At 54.2% G+C, this 18835-nt stretch carries 15 protein-coding genes; all 15 read right to left on the bottom strand.

Features of this window, described 5'->3' with window-relative positions; translation table 11 throughout:
• Positions 1 to 79: 79 nt before the first annotated feature.
• A complete protein-coding gene (locus EUZ85_RS19200; protein WP_127970963.1) occupies positions 80 to 508 on the bottom strand; it encodes a cytochrome c in 429 nt (142 codons plus the stop codon).
• A gap of 66 nt (positions 509 to 574) precedes the next feature.
• Entirely contained in the window at positions 575 to 901 is a 327-nt protein-coding gene (locus EUZ85_RS19205) for a hypothetical protein (protein ID WP_127970965.1), read from the bottom strand.
• Between the two features lie 195 nt (positions 902 to 1096).
• Complete coding sequence (locus tag EUZ85_RS19210) at positions 1097 to 1573, bottom strand: plastocyanin/azurin family copper-binding protein (protein WP_127970969.1); 477 nt, start codon at positions 1571 to 1573, stop codon at positions 1097 to 1099.
• 95 nt (positions 1574 to 1668) lie between these two features.
• Positions 1669 to 4803, bottom strand: a complete 3135-nt coding sequence (locus EUZ85_RS19215; RefSeq protein ID WP_127970970.1) for an efflux RND transporter permease subunit — start codon at positions 4801 to 4803, stop codon at positions 1669 to 1671.
• Entirely contained in the window at positions 4800 to 6434 is a 1635-nt protein-coding gene (locus EUZ85_RS19220; protein ID WP_241566808.1) for an efflux RND transporter periplasmic adaptor subunit, read from the bottom strand. Before EUZ85_RS19220 ends, EUZ85_RS19215 begins: the two co-directional genes overlap by 4 nt.
• A gap of 3 nt (positions 6435 to 6437) precedes the next feature.
• Positions 6438 to 7718: a TolC family protein gene (locus EUZ85_RS19225; RefSeq protein WP_127970972.1), complete on the bottom strand. Its 1281-nt coding sequence runs from the start codon at positions 7716 to 7718 to the stop codon at positions 6438 to 6440.
• 120 nt (positions 7719 to 7838) lie between these two features.
• Positions 7839 to 8282, bottom strand: coding sequence for a hypothetical protein (locus tag EUZ85_RS19230; protein WP_127970974.1), 444 nt, complete (start codon positions 8280 to 8282; stop codon positions 7839 to 7841).
• Positions 8283 to 8593: 311 nt separating this feature from the next.
• Complete coding sequence (locus EUZ85_RS19235; protein WP_127970976.1) at positions 8594 to 10150, bottom strand: M20/M25/M40 family metallo-hydrolase; 1557 nt, start codon at positions 10148 to 10150, stop codon at positions 8594 to 8596.
• A 657-nt stretch (positions 10151 to 10807) separates the two neighbouring features.
• On the bottom strand, positions 10808 to 11602 hold the full coding sequence (locus tag EUZ85_RS19240) for a hypothetical protein (protein WP_127970978.1): 795 nt from the start codon (positions 11600 to 11602) through the stop codon (positions 10808 to 10810).
• Between the two features lie 215 nt (positions 11603 to 11817).
• Positions 11818 to 12240, bottom strand: coding sequence for a hypothetical protein (locus EUZ85_RS19245; RefSeq protein ID WP_127970980.1), 423 nt, complete (start codon positions 12238 to 12240; stop codon positions 11818 to 11820).
• 7 nt (positions 12241 to 12247) lie between these two features.
• Complete coding sequence (locus tag EUZ85_RS19250; protein WP_127970982.1) at positions 12248 to 14770, bottom strand: LamG domain-containing protein; 2523 nt, start codon at positions 14768 to 14770, stop codon at positions 12248 to 12250.
• Position 14771: 1 nt separating this feature from the next.
• A complete protein-coding gene (locus EUZ85_RS19255; RefSeq protein ID WP_127970984.1) occupies positions 14772 to 15302 on the bottom strand; it encodes a hypothetical protein in 531 nt (176 codons plus the stop codon).
• Entirely contained in the window at positions 15299 to 17650 is a 2352-nt protein-coding gene (locus EUZ85_RS19260) for a hypothetical protein (RefSeq protein ID WP_127970986.1), read from the bottom strand. Before EUZ85_RS19260 ends, EUZ85_RS19255 begins: the two co-directional genes overlap by 4 nt.
• Positions 17651 to 17758: 108 nt before the next feature.
• Positions 17759 to 18076 carry a hypothetical protein gene (locus tag EUZ85_RS19265; protein ID WP_127970988.1) on the bottom strand — a complete coding sequence of 106 codons (318 nt, stop codon included), beginning with the start codon at positions 18074 to 18076 and terminating at the stop codon, positions 17759 to 17761.
• A gap of 15 nt (positions 18077 to 18091) precedes the next feature.
• Positions 18092 to 18835, bottom strand: coding sequence for a hypothetical protein (locus EUZ85_RS19270; RefSeq protein ID WP_127970991.1), 744 nt, complete (start codon positions 18833 to 18835; stop codon positions 18092 to 18094).

An 18835-nucleotide genomic window follows, 5' to 3' on the forward strand; every position in this document is an offset into this window, starting at 1 on the left:
CCGCGCCAAGCTGCTATGGGGGCGGCATTGTAGCGATTAGCGGCGTCATAGTCCTGCTGTTTATAAGAATTCCTGAGACCTAATTACGGTCGTCGATTTCTCTCCATTGCTGGTAGATATCGTCCGGCCACAGGCTTTGGAAATAGGCGACTAACGCCAGCTTCTGCTCCTTATTGAACTTGTCGCCAAAGGCCGGCATTACACCTCCTACCGGCGCACCGCCATTTTCGATCGTCGCTAACAGGGTTTCCATGGGATGATGCCACGCATGCGCCGTTCCGTTCAGCGGTGGGGGCGGATAATGTCCATTGGCGTCCGGCTTCTTCCAATTCTCCGCCAGCCCTTGGGCGCGACGCCCATGACACATGCCGCAATTCGCTTCAAACAACGTTTTTCCTGCTTCCGCCTGAGCTTTGGTGTACCAACGGCCGGTGTCTGTTTGGGTTTCTGAGCAAGCGATTAGTAACAACAAGGCTAACAGGCTGACGACTTTTATTGCTTTTCTCATACTTTCCCCCATCGCGCCATTGATAGAGCCCCGTGCTCAATTTTTATAAACGGCCAACTCACAACCTCATCTCTTCGCATAAACCTGCAAGGCGGAGATATAAGCCGTCTTGTCGAAGTAGAAAGGGCCGGTTCTTTTCATCCAGTCATTCTGGCTAAAGCCTTGTCCCGGGTCTGACTCCCATCCAATGTCGCTCCATTTTATTTGGTCGCCCAGATCCTTCACCTTTACCGTTACTGCGCCACAGCCCAAGTCCGCACAACAACCGCACAAATAGAGGGGAACGCGTCCTGACGCCAGACATGAAGGCATTCTTAGTAGTAGCTGCTTCGCATAATCAAGGTCAACTTCAATAGCGCTGAAGCCGTCATTTATCCCTAGATGTTTCGCCAATCTGATATTGCCGATCTTGTAGTCAGCAAAGGACCGGGCCTTGTCTCTAGAATTTGGAGCGCTGTATATTTCCAATGTGTGCATGATAGGTTAGACGCATTAGCTTGCTTTAAAAAACGGCTTTCAGCTTATCATCTTTCACTAAGGCAGGCTCATAGCAAACGCGCATCCTTGCGCCATATCGCGAGGGCGGCCCTACTTCACCGTCACATCGCCGTGCATGCCCGCTTCATAGTGGCCCGGTAAGTTGCAGGCCATTTCGAAAGTTCCCGCGCTGGCGAAAGTCCAGACGATTTCGCGGCTTTCGCCGGGCTCCAGGGAGACGGAGGCTCCGTCGTCGTGCTTCATGTCCGGCATGGCGCGCATCATTTCGCCATGGGCGCGATGCTCCTCTTCCGTGCCCAGGGAGAATTCATGGCGCACTTGTCCCATGTTGGTAATCACCAGTTTCACGGTTTCTCCCGCTTTGACTTCAATAGCTCCCGGCTCGAACTTCATGGCGTCGGTGGCTTTTATCTCGATAGTGCGGCTCACCTTGGCGGCGTCGCCAGGAGCGCCGGCTGGAGAACCTTTTGACTCGTGATGGTGGGAGTGGTCATGGCCGCCTGACGCGGCGACCGTCATACTGGCGCCCATCAACAGAGCGCCGAACATCCAGTTTTTTACTGACATCTTTTTCTCTTCTTGCTTCGTTTTACTTAAGGTTTTGTTCAAAGTATTAATCGATCCAGTCGTCCCTGCGGACATGACATCAGGGATGTTAAGACTCATACAGATCTTCCCGTCGGCAGCCCGGTTCGCTTCCATAGAAAATACAACGCCGGTATCACCAACAGCGCGAGCGCCAATGTGCTCAGCATACCGCCGATCATGGGGCCCGCGATGCGCTGCATGACTTCTGAGCCCGTCCCTTCGCCAAGCATGATGGGCACCAGTCCCACCACAATCGCCGCAACGGTCATCATAATCGGCCTGACGCGCATGCCCGCACCCTGCATCACTGCGTTCAGCAGATCCTCGCGATTCAACGCCCGTCCCTCTTCCACCGCCTTCTCCCGCATGGCGGAGAAAGACTGATTCAAATACACCAGCATCAACACGCCAATCTCCACCGCCACGCCAGCCAGGGCGATAAATCCAACACCGACGGCCACGGACAGGTTGTAATTGAGCAGGTACAACAGCCATACGCCGCCTACCAGCGCAAACGGCAGCGTGCCCATAATGATCAATACTTCAATGAAATTGCGGAAGTTCATGTACAGCAACACCACGATGATCATCAACGTCAGCGGAACCACCAGCGTCAGCTTTTCCTTGGCTCGCAGCATATACTCGTACTGGCCCGACCAAGCAATGGAATAACCCGGAGGTACTTCCACCTGCTCCGCCACGACCTTCTGCGCCTCGGCCACGTAGGAACCAAGATCACGACCTTCAATGTCCACCAGGGTCCAGCCGTTAAGGCGGGCGTTCTCACTCTTGATTGCAGGGGGGCCGTCATCGATATAAATATCCGCCACATCCGCGAGAGCGATACGTTGCCCTGACGCAGTGACGACCGGCAGCAGCTTCAACTGCTCAACGGAATCCCGATAGGCCTGCGGATAACGAATATTTACGGGAAAACGCTCCAGCCCTTCCACCGTTTCCGTCACATTCATGCCTCCCACCGCCGCGCTGGTGACATCCTGAATGTCCGCCACCGACAAGCCATAACGCGCAGCGTCGGCGCGACGGATATCCACTTTCACATAGCGGCCGCCCGCCACTCTTTCTGAGTACACGGATGCGGTTCCCGACACCTTTGGCAACACCTGCTCCAGGCGCTTGCCTATCTTCTCTATTTCCTTCAGATCCGGGCCGGAAACTTTCACGCCTACCGGAGTTTTGATGCCCGTAGACAACATATCGATGCGCGTCTTGATCGGCATCACCCAGGCATTGGTAAGGCCGGGCAATTTCACCAGTTTATCCAGTTCTTTACGCAGACTATCCGGCGTCATGCCCGCCCGCCATTCTTCCCGCGGCTTGAGCTGGATAAAGGTCTCGATCATGGTGAGCGGCGCGGGGTCCGTGGCGGTGTCCGCCCGACCGATCTTGCCGAACACGGAAACCACTTCAGGCACAGTGCGAATAAGCTTGTCCGTGCGCTGCAGCACTTCCCTCGCCTCTTCGATGGACACGCCAGCGTAGGTGGTGGGCATGTACATCAGGTCGCCCTCATCCAGCGGCGGCATGAATTCCGCTCCGAGCTTGTTCACCGGCCACAGCCCCACCGCCAGGATGACGACGCTGAACAAAATCACCAGCAACGGATGTTTCAGCACGCCTTTGATCACCGGACGATACATCGCCGTCAGCAGACGATTGAGGGGATTTTTATGCTCAGGCGTCACCTTGCCACGGATAAAATACCCCATCAGCACAGGAACCAGAGTGATCGCCAGTCCGGCCGCCGCCGCCATGGCGTAGGTTTTGGTGAACGCCAGGGGGGCGAACAACTTGCCCTCTTGCGCCTCCAGCGTAAACACCGGCAGGAAGCTCATAGTGATGATCAACAGGGAAAAGAACAGCGGCGGCCCCACTTCCGACGCTGCGTCCGCAATGACTCGCCAGCGGTTTTCAGCGGTCAACGGCGTGCGCTCCATGTGTTTGTGCACGTTCTCCACCATGACAATAGCGCCGTCCACCATAGCGCCAATGGCGATGGCGATACCGCCCAGGGACATAATGTTGGCATTGATGCCCTGGTGCTGCATGACGATAAAGGCCACCAGTATCCCGATAGGCAGACTGACGATGATCACCAGAGACGAGCGCAGGTGGAACAGGAACACCGCACAGATCAGCGTCACCACGATAAACTCTTCCAGCAGTTTCTCGTACAGGTTGTGCACCGCTCTTTCGATCAGGTGGGAGCGATCATAGGTGGGAATGACTTCCACGCCATCAGGCAGGCCTTTCTTGAGTTCTTCCAGTCGCTCTTTGACCCCTTCTATGGTCTTTTGCGCGTTCTCACCGAAACGCATGACGATCACGCCGCCGACCACTTCACCTTCGCCGTCCAGCTCGGCAATTCCTCGACGCATCTGTGGGCCGATAACGATATCCGCCACGCCCTCCAGCAATAGCGGCGTGCCGTTGACATTCAGGCCCAGGGGAATCTTTTTCAGCTCATCGATACCCTGGATATAGCCGGTCACCCGCACCATGTACTCTGCTTCCGCCATCTCAATGACCGAGGCGCCGCTCTCCCGGTTGCCCTTCTGGATGGCGGTCTTGATATGAGCCAGCGGCACGCCGTATGCGCGCAGGCGATTCGGGTCCACTTGCACCTGGTACTGTTTCACCATGCCGCCGACGGTCGCCACTTCCGACACGCCGGGCACTGTTTGCAGCTCGAATTTCAGGAACCAGTCCTGAATCGCGCGTAATTGTCCGATGTCGTGACCGCCGCTCCGATCCGTCAAAGCGTAGGCGTAAACCCAGCCCACCCCGGTGGCGTCCGGCCCCAATTGCGGTTTGGCGGCGGAAGGCAGTTGTCCCGATACCTGACTCAGGTATTCCAGTACCCGCGAGCGCGCCCAGTACAAGTCGGTTCCGTCTTTAAATATCACGTAGACATAGGAGTCCCCGAAGAACGAAAAGCCGCGCACGGTCTGCGCTCCCGGCACTGACAGCATGGCGGTGGTCAGCGGATAGGTCACCTGATCCTGCACCACCTGCGGCGCCTGCCCCGGATAGGAGGTCTTGATGATGACCTGCACGTCGGACAGATCGGGAATAGCGTCGATGGGGGTGTTGCGCAGGGAATGCCAGCCCCAGCCCACCAAAATAAAAGTCGCCAGCAATACGAAGAAACGGTTGACGACCGACCAGCGTATGATGGCGGCGATCATTGCGCGCCCTCCGCCGGCATGGCGCCATCATGATCCATGTCGTGATCCATCTGCATGTCCGCTTCCATTTCCGCTTGCATCTCAGCGTCCTTGGCTGCGTCTTTTGTATTCATAGTCTTAGCGGTGGGAGCGGCGGCGATGATATCCAGCGCCGTCACCTGGAAGTCGGAAGGGCTGCTGCGGGTAATTTCAAAGCGCACGCGTTGACCGGGCGCGACATCATCCAGGGACAAACCGTCGACTGTCGTAAAGTCCATGTCCATGGAGGGCCAGTTCCACGCCTTCACCGGGTCGTGGGAGATATTCAGCATGCCGTGGCCCGCCATCACACTGTTGATGGTACCCGTCGCCCACACCGTACTTGGCGCTGCATTTTGTTGCGCGCTTTTCTTAGAGGATTCCAACGCCGCCAGCGCCACATCGACTTTGGACTCCGAATCGATCAGGAACTGTCCCGAGATCACCACTTGATCTCCCGCCTTGAGTCCTTCCAGCACTTGCACGCGATCATCCGCCTCCACGCCCAGTTTCACGAACGCGGGACGATAGCGGCCGTCGCCTTCAGCCAATACCACGCGATCATGGCTGCCGGTGCGGATCACCGCTTCTCGGGGCAAAGACAATGCCTGCTCATCAATCTTAGCGCGCAGAGTGAGATTGGCGAACATATTCGGTTTCAATGTCAGGTCCGGGTTAGGAAACCGCACGCGCACCCGTAGAGTACGGGTTTTGGCGTCCAGCACCGGATACAGATAATCCACTTTGCCTTCCCATGCGCGCCCCGGCGCCGCCGCAACCTGCATAGTCACCGGCTGCCCGGCTTTCACCCAGCCCGCCTGACGCTCAAATACCTCTGCGATCACCCACACCTGCTCCAAACCGCCGATAGACATCACCTCCGTGGCGGGTTTGATAAACATGCCTTCCCGCACCATCAGGCTGTCCACCACCCCGCTCTGGTCCGCATAGACGCTGATGCGCTGATCCACGCTACGGCGTTTCTCCAGCCGGTTAACCTGAGAAGCGTTGAGGCCGAGCGCCAACAAGCGCTCGCTGGAAGCTTTGAGTAAAAGGCGATTATTGCTGCGAAGCGCCGCCAGATATTCCTCCTGCGCATTCACCAGCGCGGGAGAATAAATTTCATAGAGCTTTTGTCCCTTGCTGACCGGGTCGCCGCTGGACTTCACATTCAGCGCTTCAATCCAGCCCTCCACGCGACTGTGCACATGGGTCAGACGATCTTCATCAAACGCTACATAACCTACCGTATGAATGGGCAACAGCAGTTCGCCCTTCTCGACTGGGGCGACGCGCACGCCCAGATTGTGCTCCACATTTGGACTGATGGTGACGCCGCCATCATCGTTCTGGCCCTGAGCGTCTTCTTCATAGACCGGCACAAGATCCATGCCCATGGGAGACTTGCCGGGTTTGTCACGACGGTAGTTAGGGTCCATGGGCGCCACCCAGTACAATGGCTTCTTCTCGCCACCCGCCTCCGCAGAGGCCATGTCCATCTCACCCATCTCACCCATCTCACCCAATAGCCCAGTCATCGCGGGATGCCGACTGGCGAACCATCCGGCGACAAAGGCAACGATAATAAAAACTAAACTGATCACTAAACGCATGGGTCACTCCTTGAAGGACAGGCTATCGATGGGGGATTCCGCGGCGAAGAAGTAATCGAGTCTGGCCAGCGCCGCGCGGCCGTCGATATCAATGCGTAGCTGTTCCAGCCTGAGCTTCTGTACGGTCAGGTAGGCGCGCATCACTTCTGCGAAGTCCGCCGTATCCGACTGATAGGAAGATAACGCCGATTCAGCCTGGCTTAGCGCCTGGGGCGTGATCTGCTCCACGTACAGACGACCGCGCTCCTGCGCCTGCCGCCAGTGGCTGAACGCCACTTGCGCCTCCGCATCCATCATGCGCAACATCTCCAGCCGTCGGCTGCGGCTCGCTTCCTGATTGCGCACGGCGGCTGAGACGCGGCGATCCTGTCGCTGTCCAGTGAATAAGGGAAGTTGCACGCTTACCGCAGCGGAGAAAAAGTCTGCGCGCGCGGAGCCGTCCATGTTTTCGCCGTCGCGCCAGGCGTAGCCGACGTCCACGCCCCAGGATGGCTTATAAGACTGCTGCGCCAGCGCCGCATTGGTGGCGGACATATCCACTTCCGCATCCAGGGCTTTCACCGCCGGATGCGCCAGCAACGCGCTTTCCAACGCGCCGACATGGGGCGCATTCAATTCCGGCAGCGCCGCGTCCAGCTCTCTGCTCATCGCCTCGGGACCGACCCAGCGAGCCAGGCGCGCGCGGGCTTCATCCTCTTTCTGGCGAACGTTGATCAAGCGATCATTAAGCTGGCTCAACTCCAGATCCGCACGCAATACGTCCTGCTGTTTACTGCGTCCGACGCTATACAGGGACTGTGTGACTTCCTGCAGTTGCTGGAACAGCCCTTCATCCTGTTGATAGACATCCTGCGCCTGCTTCCAGTACAACGATTCCAGCCAGGCCAGACGCACTTCGCGGCGCACCTGATGAGCGCGATCCTGGGCCATCCAGCGTTGTGCGACGGCATTTTGCTCGCCGCGACGGCGGGATAACGCCAACGTGTCTCCCGCCGGAAATTTTTGTCCCAGCCCGACGCGAAATTGCGTCATGGGTTCCTGGTCGGTGGCGAAGGTGTCTGTAGGCAGGTTCAAGGCGCCCAGAGACAGGCTTGGGTCCGGCAATTGTCCGTCCGCCACCGCCATGTCTTCACTGGCCAGGGATAACTGTTGCAGACGCGCGATATCCGCGTCTCTTTGCACCGCCAGGGTTTCCGCCTGCGACAGAGTCAGGCTCTGCGCAGACGCGGCGACGCTCCAACCCAACAGCAGGCCGGATAGAAACAGGTTTTGCAACGGCTTCATGGGAAGCTCCAATCTCGATGATCATGTCGTGCGACGCAGCGACAGCCGGCCGCAGTTCCAAAGCCGGGGCGCGGAAAATCCCGCCGTCACGCCAGCTATGCGAGCAATTGAGAAAAGGCGCTATTTAAGATAGGTACAGTGGATGTCTTGCAGGGAGGGAGGTTTGGTGTCGAGCTTGTGTTCACGGTAGCGGGCGCGACACACTCGCACCACGCGCGCGATCAACACCAGCCAGAAAATGAAAATGGCCGCCGCCAGAATCAGCTTCAATATCTGCGAAGGCTGCGCACCCGTGGTGGAATCATGCTCATCGCAGCAGTCCATAGAGAACGCGCCGTCCGATGTCTGAGCAACCTGCTTGCCAGCGATGTCTTTTCCAGACAACGACACAGCGCCGCCGTGATGCTGATGTTCATGCCCGCTTTGCAGCTGCGGCGCCCCCTGAGACGCTCCGGCAATCGCCGTCGACGCGCCAGCGCAGGCGACAAAGCTGGCGCAAAGCAGCCACAGGGCCAGCAATGGCTTTATCAACCAGCGATATCGTTGCGGGAAACGGCTAAGCATGGGGTAAGAATGGATCTCTTTCTAACTTCTACTGATTAGTAACTATCACTAACTAAACTAATAGTTTCGTTCTGAGAGTCACATGGGCAAACTGGGGCCAATGGTACCCTTTATGTGCGCACATATGTCAACTTAAAAACTTGATTTATGGAGCAAAGTTAATGGGAAAGTCATCAATCTGAATGCAGTTCTCAATTTTCCGTGCAGGTGGCGGGCGGGCGCAATTGGCGCGTGACGAATCCGACAGAAAAAGTGACCGCGGAGAAGTAGCCTCCGCGGTCAGACGGCATTAAGCCGTCGCTGGGGTCTGGTTACTTCAAAGGAGTATAGGTCACTTTCAGGTTATAGTTGGAGGTTGCGCTGCTGTAACCGCGCACCATCACATAGGCTTCCTCCTTCCCTGCCGGAACCTTGAGATCACAGGTTTCGTCAGAGCCGCCTTTGTAGGGGCGACAGTCGTAGTTGCGGGTGGTCGGCGCTGCGCCGAAACGCACATACAGGTCAGCGTCGTTCGTACCGCTCATCACTGCGCTGAAGTCCGTGCCCGGCTCTACTTTGAACGGCCCATGATTATCCGCCTGGCTACGACCAACGCTGCCGCTGAACTCTTCGGTCACGGGATCTTCAGGATCTGGATCAGGGTCAGGTCCGGGATCGTCGCTGAAGTTCCCCTTGGCCAGTTCCGCCACATACGCCGCCGCCAGTTTGCCGAAGCCCACGGCGTGATTAGCATTGCCGCCGCTCTTGTCCAGCGTGTCCTGAGCGGAGTGAATGTGAGGGTTGGAGCCGTTAAAGGTTGACTCAAACGGGAACGACGCCGCGTAGCCCTGGTTGGTCCAGGAGGCGTGGTCGGAACAGCCATAGCCGCACTCACTGTATCCCACGGTGATTGTCGGCTGATAGGTGGTGACCAGGTCCGCCAGGAAGTCGTTCTGACCAGAGTTGGTGTAGTCCTGCATGATATAAATATCGCCGCTGGAGCCTTTGTAGTTGGTCATGTCCAACTGCAACACGCCCACCACGTTCTTGCCTTGGCTGCTGTAGGACTGAGCGATCGCCTGTGAGCCGCGCAGACCTACTTCCTCCGCCGCATAGGCCATGAACGACACAGTGCGATCCGGCTTATAACCAGCTTCCATCGCCGCCTTGATGACGGACGTCAGCGTCGCGATGCCGGAGGCGTCGTCGTCCGCACCGGGAGCGCGGGTGCCCTCGCCAGTGCCGAAGCCTGCGGTAGAGTCCTGATGTCCGCCGAGCACCACGATTTCATTGGGTTTGGTTTTACCCTGAATGGTCAGGATGACGGACGGCTGACGCCAGCTGTGAGTGAAAAACTCCACCGTCACATCGCTGCGCGAGCCCGCCAGGGCCTGCCACTTATCCTTGATCCACTGGGCGCCCTGCAGACCGGTCTGGGTGGTGTAATAACGGTTGGTGAAGTTGGCCAGGCTCTCGATGGTGGCGCGGATATCCGACTCTTTCACCTTGCCCTGCATGGCCGCCACCACCTCCGCGTTATCAATGCTGTAATCCACTATCCGCGGCGCGATGGCGGGCGCCATTAACGAATCATACAACGCCGCGCTTTGCGCGGATTCCTGAGAGGCATGCGCGATGAAACCGCCACACCGATTCAACTCGTGGTGCATCATCTGTGAAATTTCGGGAATCCGATCTTCGCTCACTAGAAACGCGGACACGCCATTAGCGGTAAAAGTTCTCGCCCGATTCGCTTCGATCACCTCCGGAAAATGCCGCTTAATGGCCGCAAAGCCATCGGCGTCCGTAGTGATCCATACATCATCTGCAAGAGCGAGTTGCGACGCCGCCAGCAGTGCCGGTACGGTCAGTCGTAGGTACTTGTTCATTAAGTATCTCCATTACTTAGAAGCCATTCCTACCACTACAGCCGGTCAACCACGGTCAGTGGGCCGCCGCAAGGAAAAGCAAACGTTTTATTAGGCCTATTTAGTAGTTATAGAGCCCGGGTTTTGCCCGGTCGCTCACGCCAGTGACCTGCCGGCCGGTAAGCCTGCGACCACTGATCAAAAAACACTCTAGTAACGGATCGTCAGTTTCTCAATAGTCCCTACAACCTAAATTCAAAATTTGAGGTAAGAAACATGGATTAAGCTGATAACTATGGGCTTGCAAGGGTGTGACAAAATGTCGCATATTGCTTTTTTAAAGTGTTTTTATATCAGTAAGTTGAGAGCCATTAAAAACATATGACGCACATTTGACGCCCAGAAAGCTAACGACAGGAGCAAGTGAAATGTACTGGCTGTGGATTATTTTGAGCGTTCTTTTATGCAGTGCGATAGTGTTCTCGGCTGTTTTTTACTTCAAATTCTTGCGAGTGCCGAAAAACTGTGAGAATTGCGGAGGCAGGCCGGTAGAAACAATGGAAGATGGGATATGGATTTGTGGGCATTGCCTGAAGTACTGGGAAGACATGAAAAATCCCTAACTCCTACAACGAGCAAGCGCCAATGCTCACATGGCGCTTGCTCATATGATGGCACTCACCCCAAAGCGAGCCCGTCACTAATGACAGTATAGTCATCCCCTATATTGATCAAGCTACGCAGAATTTTAGTGAAGGTTTCCTGAACCAAGTTCCCGTCTTGGTCATAATTCACAACACGTCGCCACATATGCAGATAAGCAACCCCATCCCATGCCGATGCGTTTCCTTCTATGTAACCGATAAAGTCATCCGTGGCTGCAAATGACAGGCAGCGCTCAAATTGAGTAGGAGTTAAATCAGGATCAGACAGCAGCTTAATCAGTGCTCCAGTGGTAGAATTATAAACAGCAATTTGCGCGCTGGTCGTGTCCGGCACGTACAGCCTATCCTCAGTCACGGCATAGACCCCTAAACCAGGCACGTTTGCCGTAACACTAAAACCAATCCCTCCAGCCATCGTTATTTGGGTAATCTTAGGTGCCGATGAGCTATCAACAAATGTGCTGAACACATATAAATAACTGTTGTTAGCCCTGAGATCTGTAGCCTGCTCAGGAGATGAGTAGAAAAGAGGGATTGTCCCAGCTGATGATCCAGTATGATTGTAGGACTCTATATCTCCGTCATAAATTAGGAAGAAATTACTTTCATTTACCGCATAGCGATTGAGATAAAGAGGATCGGAAGAAATAAAGGCAGACGATGTTCCGTTTTTTATATACATGGTATCGCCATAAAGCAACCACCACAGATCGTTGTTGACACGGCGCAGGCCAACCGCAGTACCCAACTGATCAGCTAAATCAACTGGCGTTTCTACAACCTCCTCTTTGCTGTTATAGGTATTCACATATACATCAAGCTCAAAGGAGGTACTGCCGGCGCCATTTAAGATATAGGCTAAGTATGCGGTTTCCTCCGCAGTCGACGGCGCAGTGTTTGGCGCGCCCCTTCCAACTCCACGACCAGGCCCAATAGGAGTGGAAACAAGGTTACCTAACCCCGACGCCTTATTGCGCGGGTGCCTAATAAGCCTATTCAAGTCACGTTGAAGACGGTTAGACATTAAAGGGCGGTTTCCTGAAGTTCATTGGTTTGCAAACTAAGCTCTGTTGAAAGGCCAACTGTTCCAGTAGTGTCTTCAATCCTGCAGTGAACAGGGATTGCATTCGGCACTCCGCTACTGACGCTTGAACCGATCGACAACGGAGCGCCAGCAACCGCTGTATCCAACCCTGCGGATGATAAAGCCAGTTTAACTTCCGAGGCCTCATGTCCCAAACCAGGGTTGGCGTCAGCAATGCTGAGAACTATATCATCAACTCCCGGATCGCTCGTGGCTTCAAATATGCTATTTGACGCAACACTTCCTAAGTAAAAAACCACGTCCACTGGCCCCGTTGAACCATCAGCTTTCTGGTTAACTGATAGCTGAGACAGCTCAGTTGTCAGAGCAGCGTCCGCATACGCCTTTAATGTAACGCTCATTGGTCACCTATAATGCTGTAATGTTGAGCAAATCGTTTGGAATTGATATTTCGTAGGTGATACTGACATTGGTATCTACCGGATCAGTGGCGGCCGCCTCAATCTCAGGAGTATCCAACACGAACCGCTCTGAGTAGATAGGCTGGCTGGTATCTGGTGGTTGATAGTTACCAACATAGCCAGACCATGCTTCATTATCTTCTGTTGAATATGCTCCGCCGCCTAAGTGGGTAGGCAGAATTGTTGATAAGTTAGGAGACGAATCAGGCTCGTTATAATAGTTAATTGGCTCCATGCTCCAAACCGAATCTGACATCAAGCTGGATTTACGCCGATAGCAGGATATCTCAATCTCTGACAACGCACTGCCTTTATCCAAGCTCAATACATGGCGAACTTTAGACACCTTGCCTCGCGCATTTACAGTCAACGAATTTAGCTCTACATAATGCACCCGATCCAACCAAGGCTTGATGATACATTCAAAAGACACTGTATTAAGTCGGTGGCTCGCCAGTATTTCTGCTCTTGCCAAAGCTGACGCACATTCCAAGGCATCACTAAGATCAGAAAACGTTGAAAGCGGCCACACCTTATCCTTACCTATGTTGGCGGCAGGCTCAGTTGGTGTTTGGGAAAAGTCTGTAAAGCCTGTGTATTCAGACTCAACGTCAATAACATAGGCTCGCGCTTCACTACGCTCCCCGATCAGATTAATTTCAGGAGTGCATTGGACTGTCAGGCTGTAATTTTCCGTATAGGACTGCTCCCAACGCTTAGCAAGAGTCATGTTCAGCCCCCACACAAGATAGGCACGCAATTGTTCATCAATTAGCCAGCTTGTACCTTTCCCACTCCCGGTATTGACATAACCTGATGGCTGAAGCCGATCGTAGCTGATTGAGCTGACTACCCTCCACCCTGACGAGTCAACCGCTGATTGCACCATGTCGTTGTTGGGCAGTGTGTGGTTTTTTGTCGTTAAGAATTGAGAAAACGAATGAGGAGCAGTCCAAGTGAATCCGGTGCGCCTCTCCCTTAAAACCGGAAACCTATTACTAAGGCTGATGTCTACTCTGTTGATGAGTTCGCGTCTCGATGCCAACTCAACCTGAACTGAGTCGACAACATAATCATCAATCACTGAATACGCACCACCAACCTCCCACGGCGTCACCTTGGGTATACCTAACAAATCCAGATCCAAGCTTGCAGGCACAGTGGACATAACATCATCAATGTACTGGGCATTACTATCAGGCTCACCAAAAACGGACTTATGCCATTTACCGCCCGTCAGCGCTAGCGCTTGATCCAAAGTCGTGCGATCGATAAAGCTTTGAAAAGCATCTGTACAAACCAAAGACAAAAGCCCCGTCCCAATATCATATGTAGGTAATTCCACCTCACCGTGAAACAGTAAAAACTCTGAACCTGCGGACAAATAATAAATATCCACTGAATTAGCAATATACTGATCAGGATCAACAGGCCCCGAAACAGGAAGTATATTTAACTCTGCTACTCTGGCCGCTCCCTCTTCCCCGTCAACAATAATGTCACCCACTAAACGATCGCTAATGTCGGCACCGTCCATCACAACTCGAACAGCCCACTGAACACCACCTGAACCGTAAACATTGATTGCAATGGGAATCGAAACCGAGCCCGCACCATCTACCCCAATAGATACAGGAAGAGAAAATACACCAACCTCATTAAACACATTAATTGAGACAGGCAGGGAAAGCGCCCCAATATCAGGGGTCACATCAATTTCTAAAGGAAGGGAAAAATCACCAATTGTGATAACTGGCGGGGCTCCTACCAGTTGTTGAAATATACCTCCGTTATATAATGACTCGACTTCTACCTGAGATAATCCACGATCCCAAACCCCCAAATCGTCGATAACTCCATTAAATACTTGAGAGCCACCGTGACTATAGTTACCCACGCAAATGTAACCGAGGTAAGGTATGACTGAATCCGTGGTTACTCCTGATAGCAAATTAACGCCGTCGACATAAAGCGTCATGATGTTGCTACTTTTGGTAAGAACAATCTCAGACCACGTGTTTATTGGCATTGTTAACGATGATTCTAGATAATCTCCGTTTGTCGTCTGCGCAAAAAACTTATTCGTATCGGTCAATCCGATTCTAATCTGATTTGACAACAAGGTCACAATAAACGAGTAGTGACTCCCGTAACCATCGCCACGCCTTTTTGCCAGAACCCGGACAGTCCAATCTGAGTAAACAACTCCCGCATCAACCGTCACAGGACTAATTTCAGCCGGTGCCGAATCGTGTTCTGTCGCTCCATACCGACTGGGCTCAAAGCCCTTATACAGCGCCCCAGGCACAAACAAGGCTGCCAATTCGGCAGCACTGTATTGTCCCAAATAGTTCCAATACTCTACTTCCCATGGTCCGCCAATCTCATCGGTTACTGAGTCATCATCCAGCTTAAAATGATGCCGCAGACCGTCAGCCACAGCAGTTGTATAATCCGCGTAATACCCCATGTCAAACCTGCTCCCCTACCATCTCCCATGACGTTGTAATGCCCGACATGTCGGTGTTTTCTGCCGGCGGATCGGAGAAAATTAAACTCATAACCGGGAACCAAAAAACCTGATAGCGAACAGCACCGGCAACTGGTGTGATTGTGCAGTCGCCATTTACCGCGACCGAAAGCTCCGCATCCTGCCGGCTCCCGTCGATCATGATCGCATGTGCATAGGGCGCATAATTCGCCTCCGCCCTGCGATCGGTATCAGCTCCAATAACGATATCGCCGACCCCGCCAACTATCGACAACGGCGCGATGCTTGCCAGCAATACGGCGCCTGAAAAGTCCACAGATTGAAGGCCGGGGGGATACCATCCCGACCCGCTGACAGTTACGCGGTATTTGCCCGACCAGAGCGTCTGCTTGATCGCTGTTGCGGCAGGCCCGACCCGATGAGTCGCAGAACGCTCAAGGCGCTGATAGCTGACGCTCAGGTCTAGCCGTGCATCAACCGGGATTTCAACTCCGTCGATAATCAAACTCATGTCTGCTTTCGCCCTGTTTTAAGCGCCTGAATTTGCACTGCGCGGCGCAAATCTTTGGTAGTGTTTGAGTCAGCTGTCATGGAGTAGCTGCGACCATCCAGGTTAAGCGTTACCGGATTACCTGACGGCGCCGGCGCTTTTGTCTGCACCAGTCCACCAGTCGCAAAAGCCGGCAATCTCCGCCGGCGTAACTCATCAAAGAAGTCGCGCCCAAAGTACCGGACCACACTCGCAGGCATGACATACTCACCATTAGACAGGCGCGCCAATATGCTGTCGCTCGTGGCTGTACCCGGCCCTCTGATAAAGCCGCCTTGTGCAAAGCCAGGCGCGTTAACGTCGCCACCATCGAGATCAATCCCGCCAGGCTGCTGGAGCACCACGGGCACGACAATCGGGTTTTCGCGGACAATCCGCTTTATGTCTTCGATCAACGCGCGGGCGCCTTCCAGGCTGCCGACCTCATCGAAGTCGAAGGTAATAGAGCTGATGAGGTTGATCTGCGACTGGATTTGCTGAACGGCCTTTTTAGCTTGGTCAATAGCTTTGGCATTGGAAGTTAATAAGCTGTTGGCGGCGCTGGTTTGCACTTCCTGCGCCTTTTTGAGCGCCCCTTCTAAGGCGATCCCGCTGGTTTCTCCCGCTTCAGCGATCTGCTCGACGATGTCTTTCGCCTTAAGAGACTCCTCGATCGCTTTTTCAAAGTTGCCCTTATCGAGTTCCTTCTGCGCCTTGCGGATCTGGTTAAACAAGTCGATGAAATTCAGGTCGCCGCTATCTTTTCCAGCGTTGCGGATCTTGTCGAAGGCCGCCCTAAACTCATCGCCGGCTTTCTGAACCTTGCTTGCTGACCGATCAAGCGACTTTTCGGACTCGGCAAGAATCTTCTTTTGCTGGACCAGGTAGCTATTTAAAGCCGCCAGCTCATTTTTCAGCAGACGGTCTATCTGCTGGTTGTAGTAGGCCCTGGCACGAACTGCCGCTGACAGCCCTTTCGTCTGACTGTCCGCCGCGTCCTCAGTGGCCTCAGCAATGTCCTTAGATGCCTGCTCTATCTTCTTGTTGATCTCATCCATGCTGGTATCAACTGAGTCGATAAAGTTGGAGATGATGACCTCTAATGCCACCAGCAGAGCTCCGACAATAGTGGCTATTTTCAGCCCACGTAACGCCAAGGTTAGGGCGCCTACACCCCGCGCAGCGACCAGCGACGCAGCGCCAACCGTATACAGGGTATTCGCAAACGTGGCCAGCTTGATCGCGACAAGAACTTTGGCCATGGTCACCGCCGCCTCGACGATCGTGTCGAAGTTTTCGGCCAAGAACAAAGCGCCATCAGCTAGCTTATCAAGCTGCGGCGCCAAGCGTATGACCGCCGCCGTAAGCTTGAGCTGGAGAGTTTTGCTGACGATCGTCAGTTGATCGTTCAGGTTTTCCGCGTTATGTAGGATCTCTTCCGGGATGATAATGCCAAGGTCATCCGCCTGCCTTTTCAAGTCCTGAAGCTTGTCACCGATTTGGACCAGCGCAACACCCTCAGAGTCAAACAACTTCATGGCCAAAGCGTTGCGGATAGTGACGTCTTCGACCTTGGCCAACTTGTCGATCGCCTCGTCAAAGACTTCGTTCACCGGGCGTAGACTACCATCGAGGTTGGCCACATTGATCTGTAAGGCCTTGATCGCGTCCTTAGCCTCTCCTGTGCCCTGCGCGGCCTCTCCAATCCGGCGTCCGAAGCGTTGAAACGCCTGGTCAAATGTTGTCGTGGCCACACCAGACAGCTCAGCCGCAAACCGGTATCGCTGCAATTCATCCGTCGCGAGACCAAGCCGGAGAGACGTTTTTGCAATGTTATCAGCAGCAGATACAGCGCTTTTCGCCAAAGCCGTCAGGCCTCCACCACCTAAAGCGATCCCGCCCAAAGTGGTGACAAGGCCGGCCGTTTTGTTGGCTGCAATCTGTGACGACAGAGCCACGCCTTCCATGTCGCGGCGGATAGCAGTGAGGCCTTTTGCACTTACATTTCGCACGGATGTCGACAGCCTGTCAGCGCTGCCGCTCGCAAGCTTTGCCGCGGCGTTAATTGCAACGATGTCGCTTCGCACCCGCGCCAGATTGTCTGCAGAGTCGCTAACGCCACGCAGCGCCACCACCAGGCTTTTCGTTCCGCCGGCAGCTCGCTTGGCGGCCCCAGGAATTGAGTCAAACTCACCAGTTATCCGGACAAACCCCTTGCCGGCGGCATCAGCCATCTGGTTGACAGATTTCTTAAGGGCCTTGGTGGCGGCGTCTAGTTCGCTCTTAAAATCAGCGTTATCGCCAACGAGCCGGAGCTTGACGTCACTCATTCTTCGAATGCTCCTTTACAGCGGCCACATAGATCGACCATGGATAAGAAAGAACATTTGCATGTCCTAACGCCACCAAACGAACAATATTGGTTTCTAGATCCCGTATTATTCGCTGGGGAGTTGAATGCGGACGTCCGCGCCGATCACGGCCGCCCGGAACTGAAAAAAAAGCGGGTTAGCCTCTTTGCACTTATCGATAACCTTAACCAATTCGCGCGGGGTGAACTGGTTAAGCTCGCTGACGTCCAAAGTGGTCATGAACGCAATCTCGGACGTGATCATCTGTTGCTCTTGAAACAGAAGGCCGTCGACGAGATTCGTTTGATTAGAGCTTGCCATCATGGTCAGCCACTCCCGGATATCACCGACAGTCAACTCCCTGACTGCTATCTCCCTTTCACGCACTGTCACTGAGTAGGTCATAAGCCCTCGATGGTGTTACGCCGCTACTTTCTGCGTCCGGCGGAAGTATTGGGATTTGGTGGTTTTGCTGGAGTCGATCAACACCGAGCCGGAGATATCAAACGACGCGAAGTCGTCAGAGATTACGCCAACCTCTTGGGCCGGAGACGGCTTGAATTTCCAGATATCGATGATAAACGGGAGACCACTTTGCGCATCGTTCACGCCATCAATGATCATTTCGAAGGTTTTGCCGGAGTTTTTCAGCGAGTCTACATAGGTAGCGGCAGCTTTGGTGTAATCAACCTCCAACGCCATCGCATCAGCAATGCCCCCACCTTCTACAATCTCGATACCGGCTGCAGTGATTGTGTAGTCAGTGCCTTCCGCCAAAACCGTAGGACCTGCAGTATCAGTAACCGTCACGGTTTGAGTCGTGTCGATCATAAACGCGGTTCGCAGCAATCCTGAGTCTTTTCCGGTCACTGCCTCGGCTGCAACAGCGGCGCTTGCCTCTGTAGAGGTATCCCCGTAGAGCACCATCGCCAGGTTGGCGCTGTTAAAGTCGTGCAACGTCAGCGCAAGGCTTACCGCTGTAATTCGTTCCAGTTTGTTCGCCTCGCCACCGCCACCACGATAGTTACGAAGCGACTGCGACTCAGAATCTATACCAAAGTTAGCCGCCGAAATATTGCCAAGCTCGTAAAACGGTCCTGTCGTGCCCGCTTCACGCACCCAAAACTTGCCAGATCCAATATAGGACTCGTCTCTGTAACCCAT

The organism is Hahella sp. KA22, assembly GCF_004135205.1.
Taxonomy (GTDB): domain Bacteria; phylum Pseudomonadota; class Gammaproteobacteria; order Pseudomonadales; family Oleiphilaceae; genus Hahella.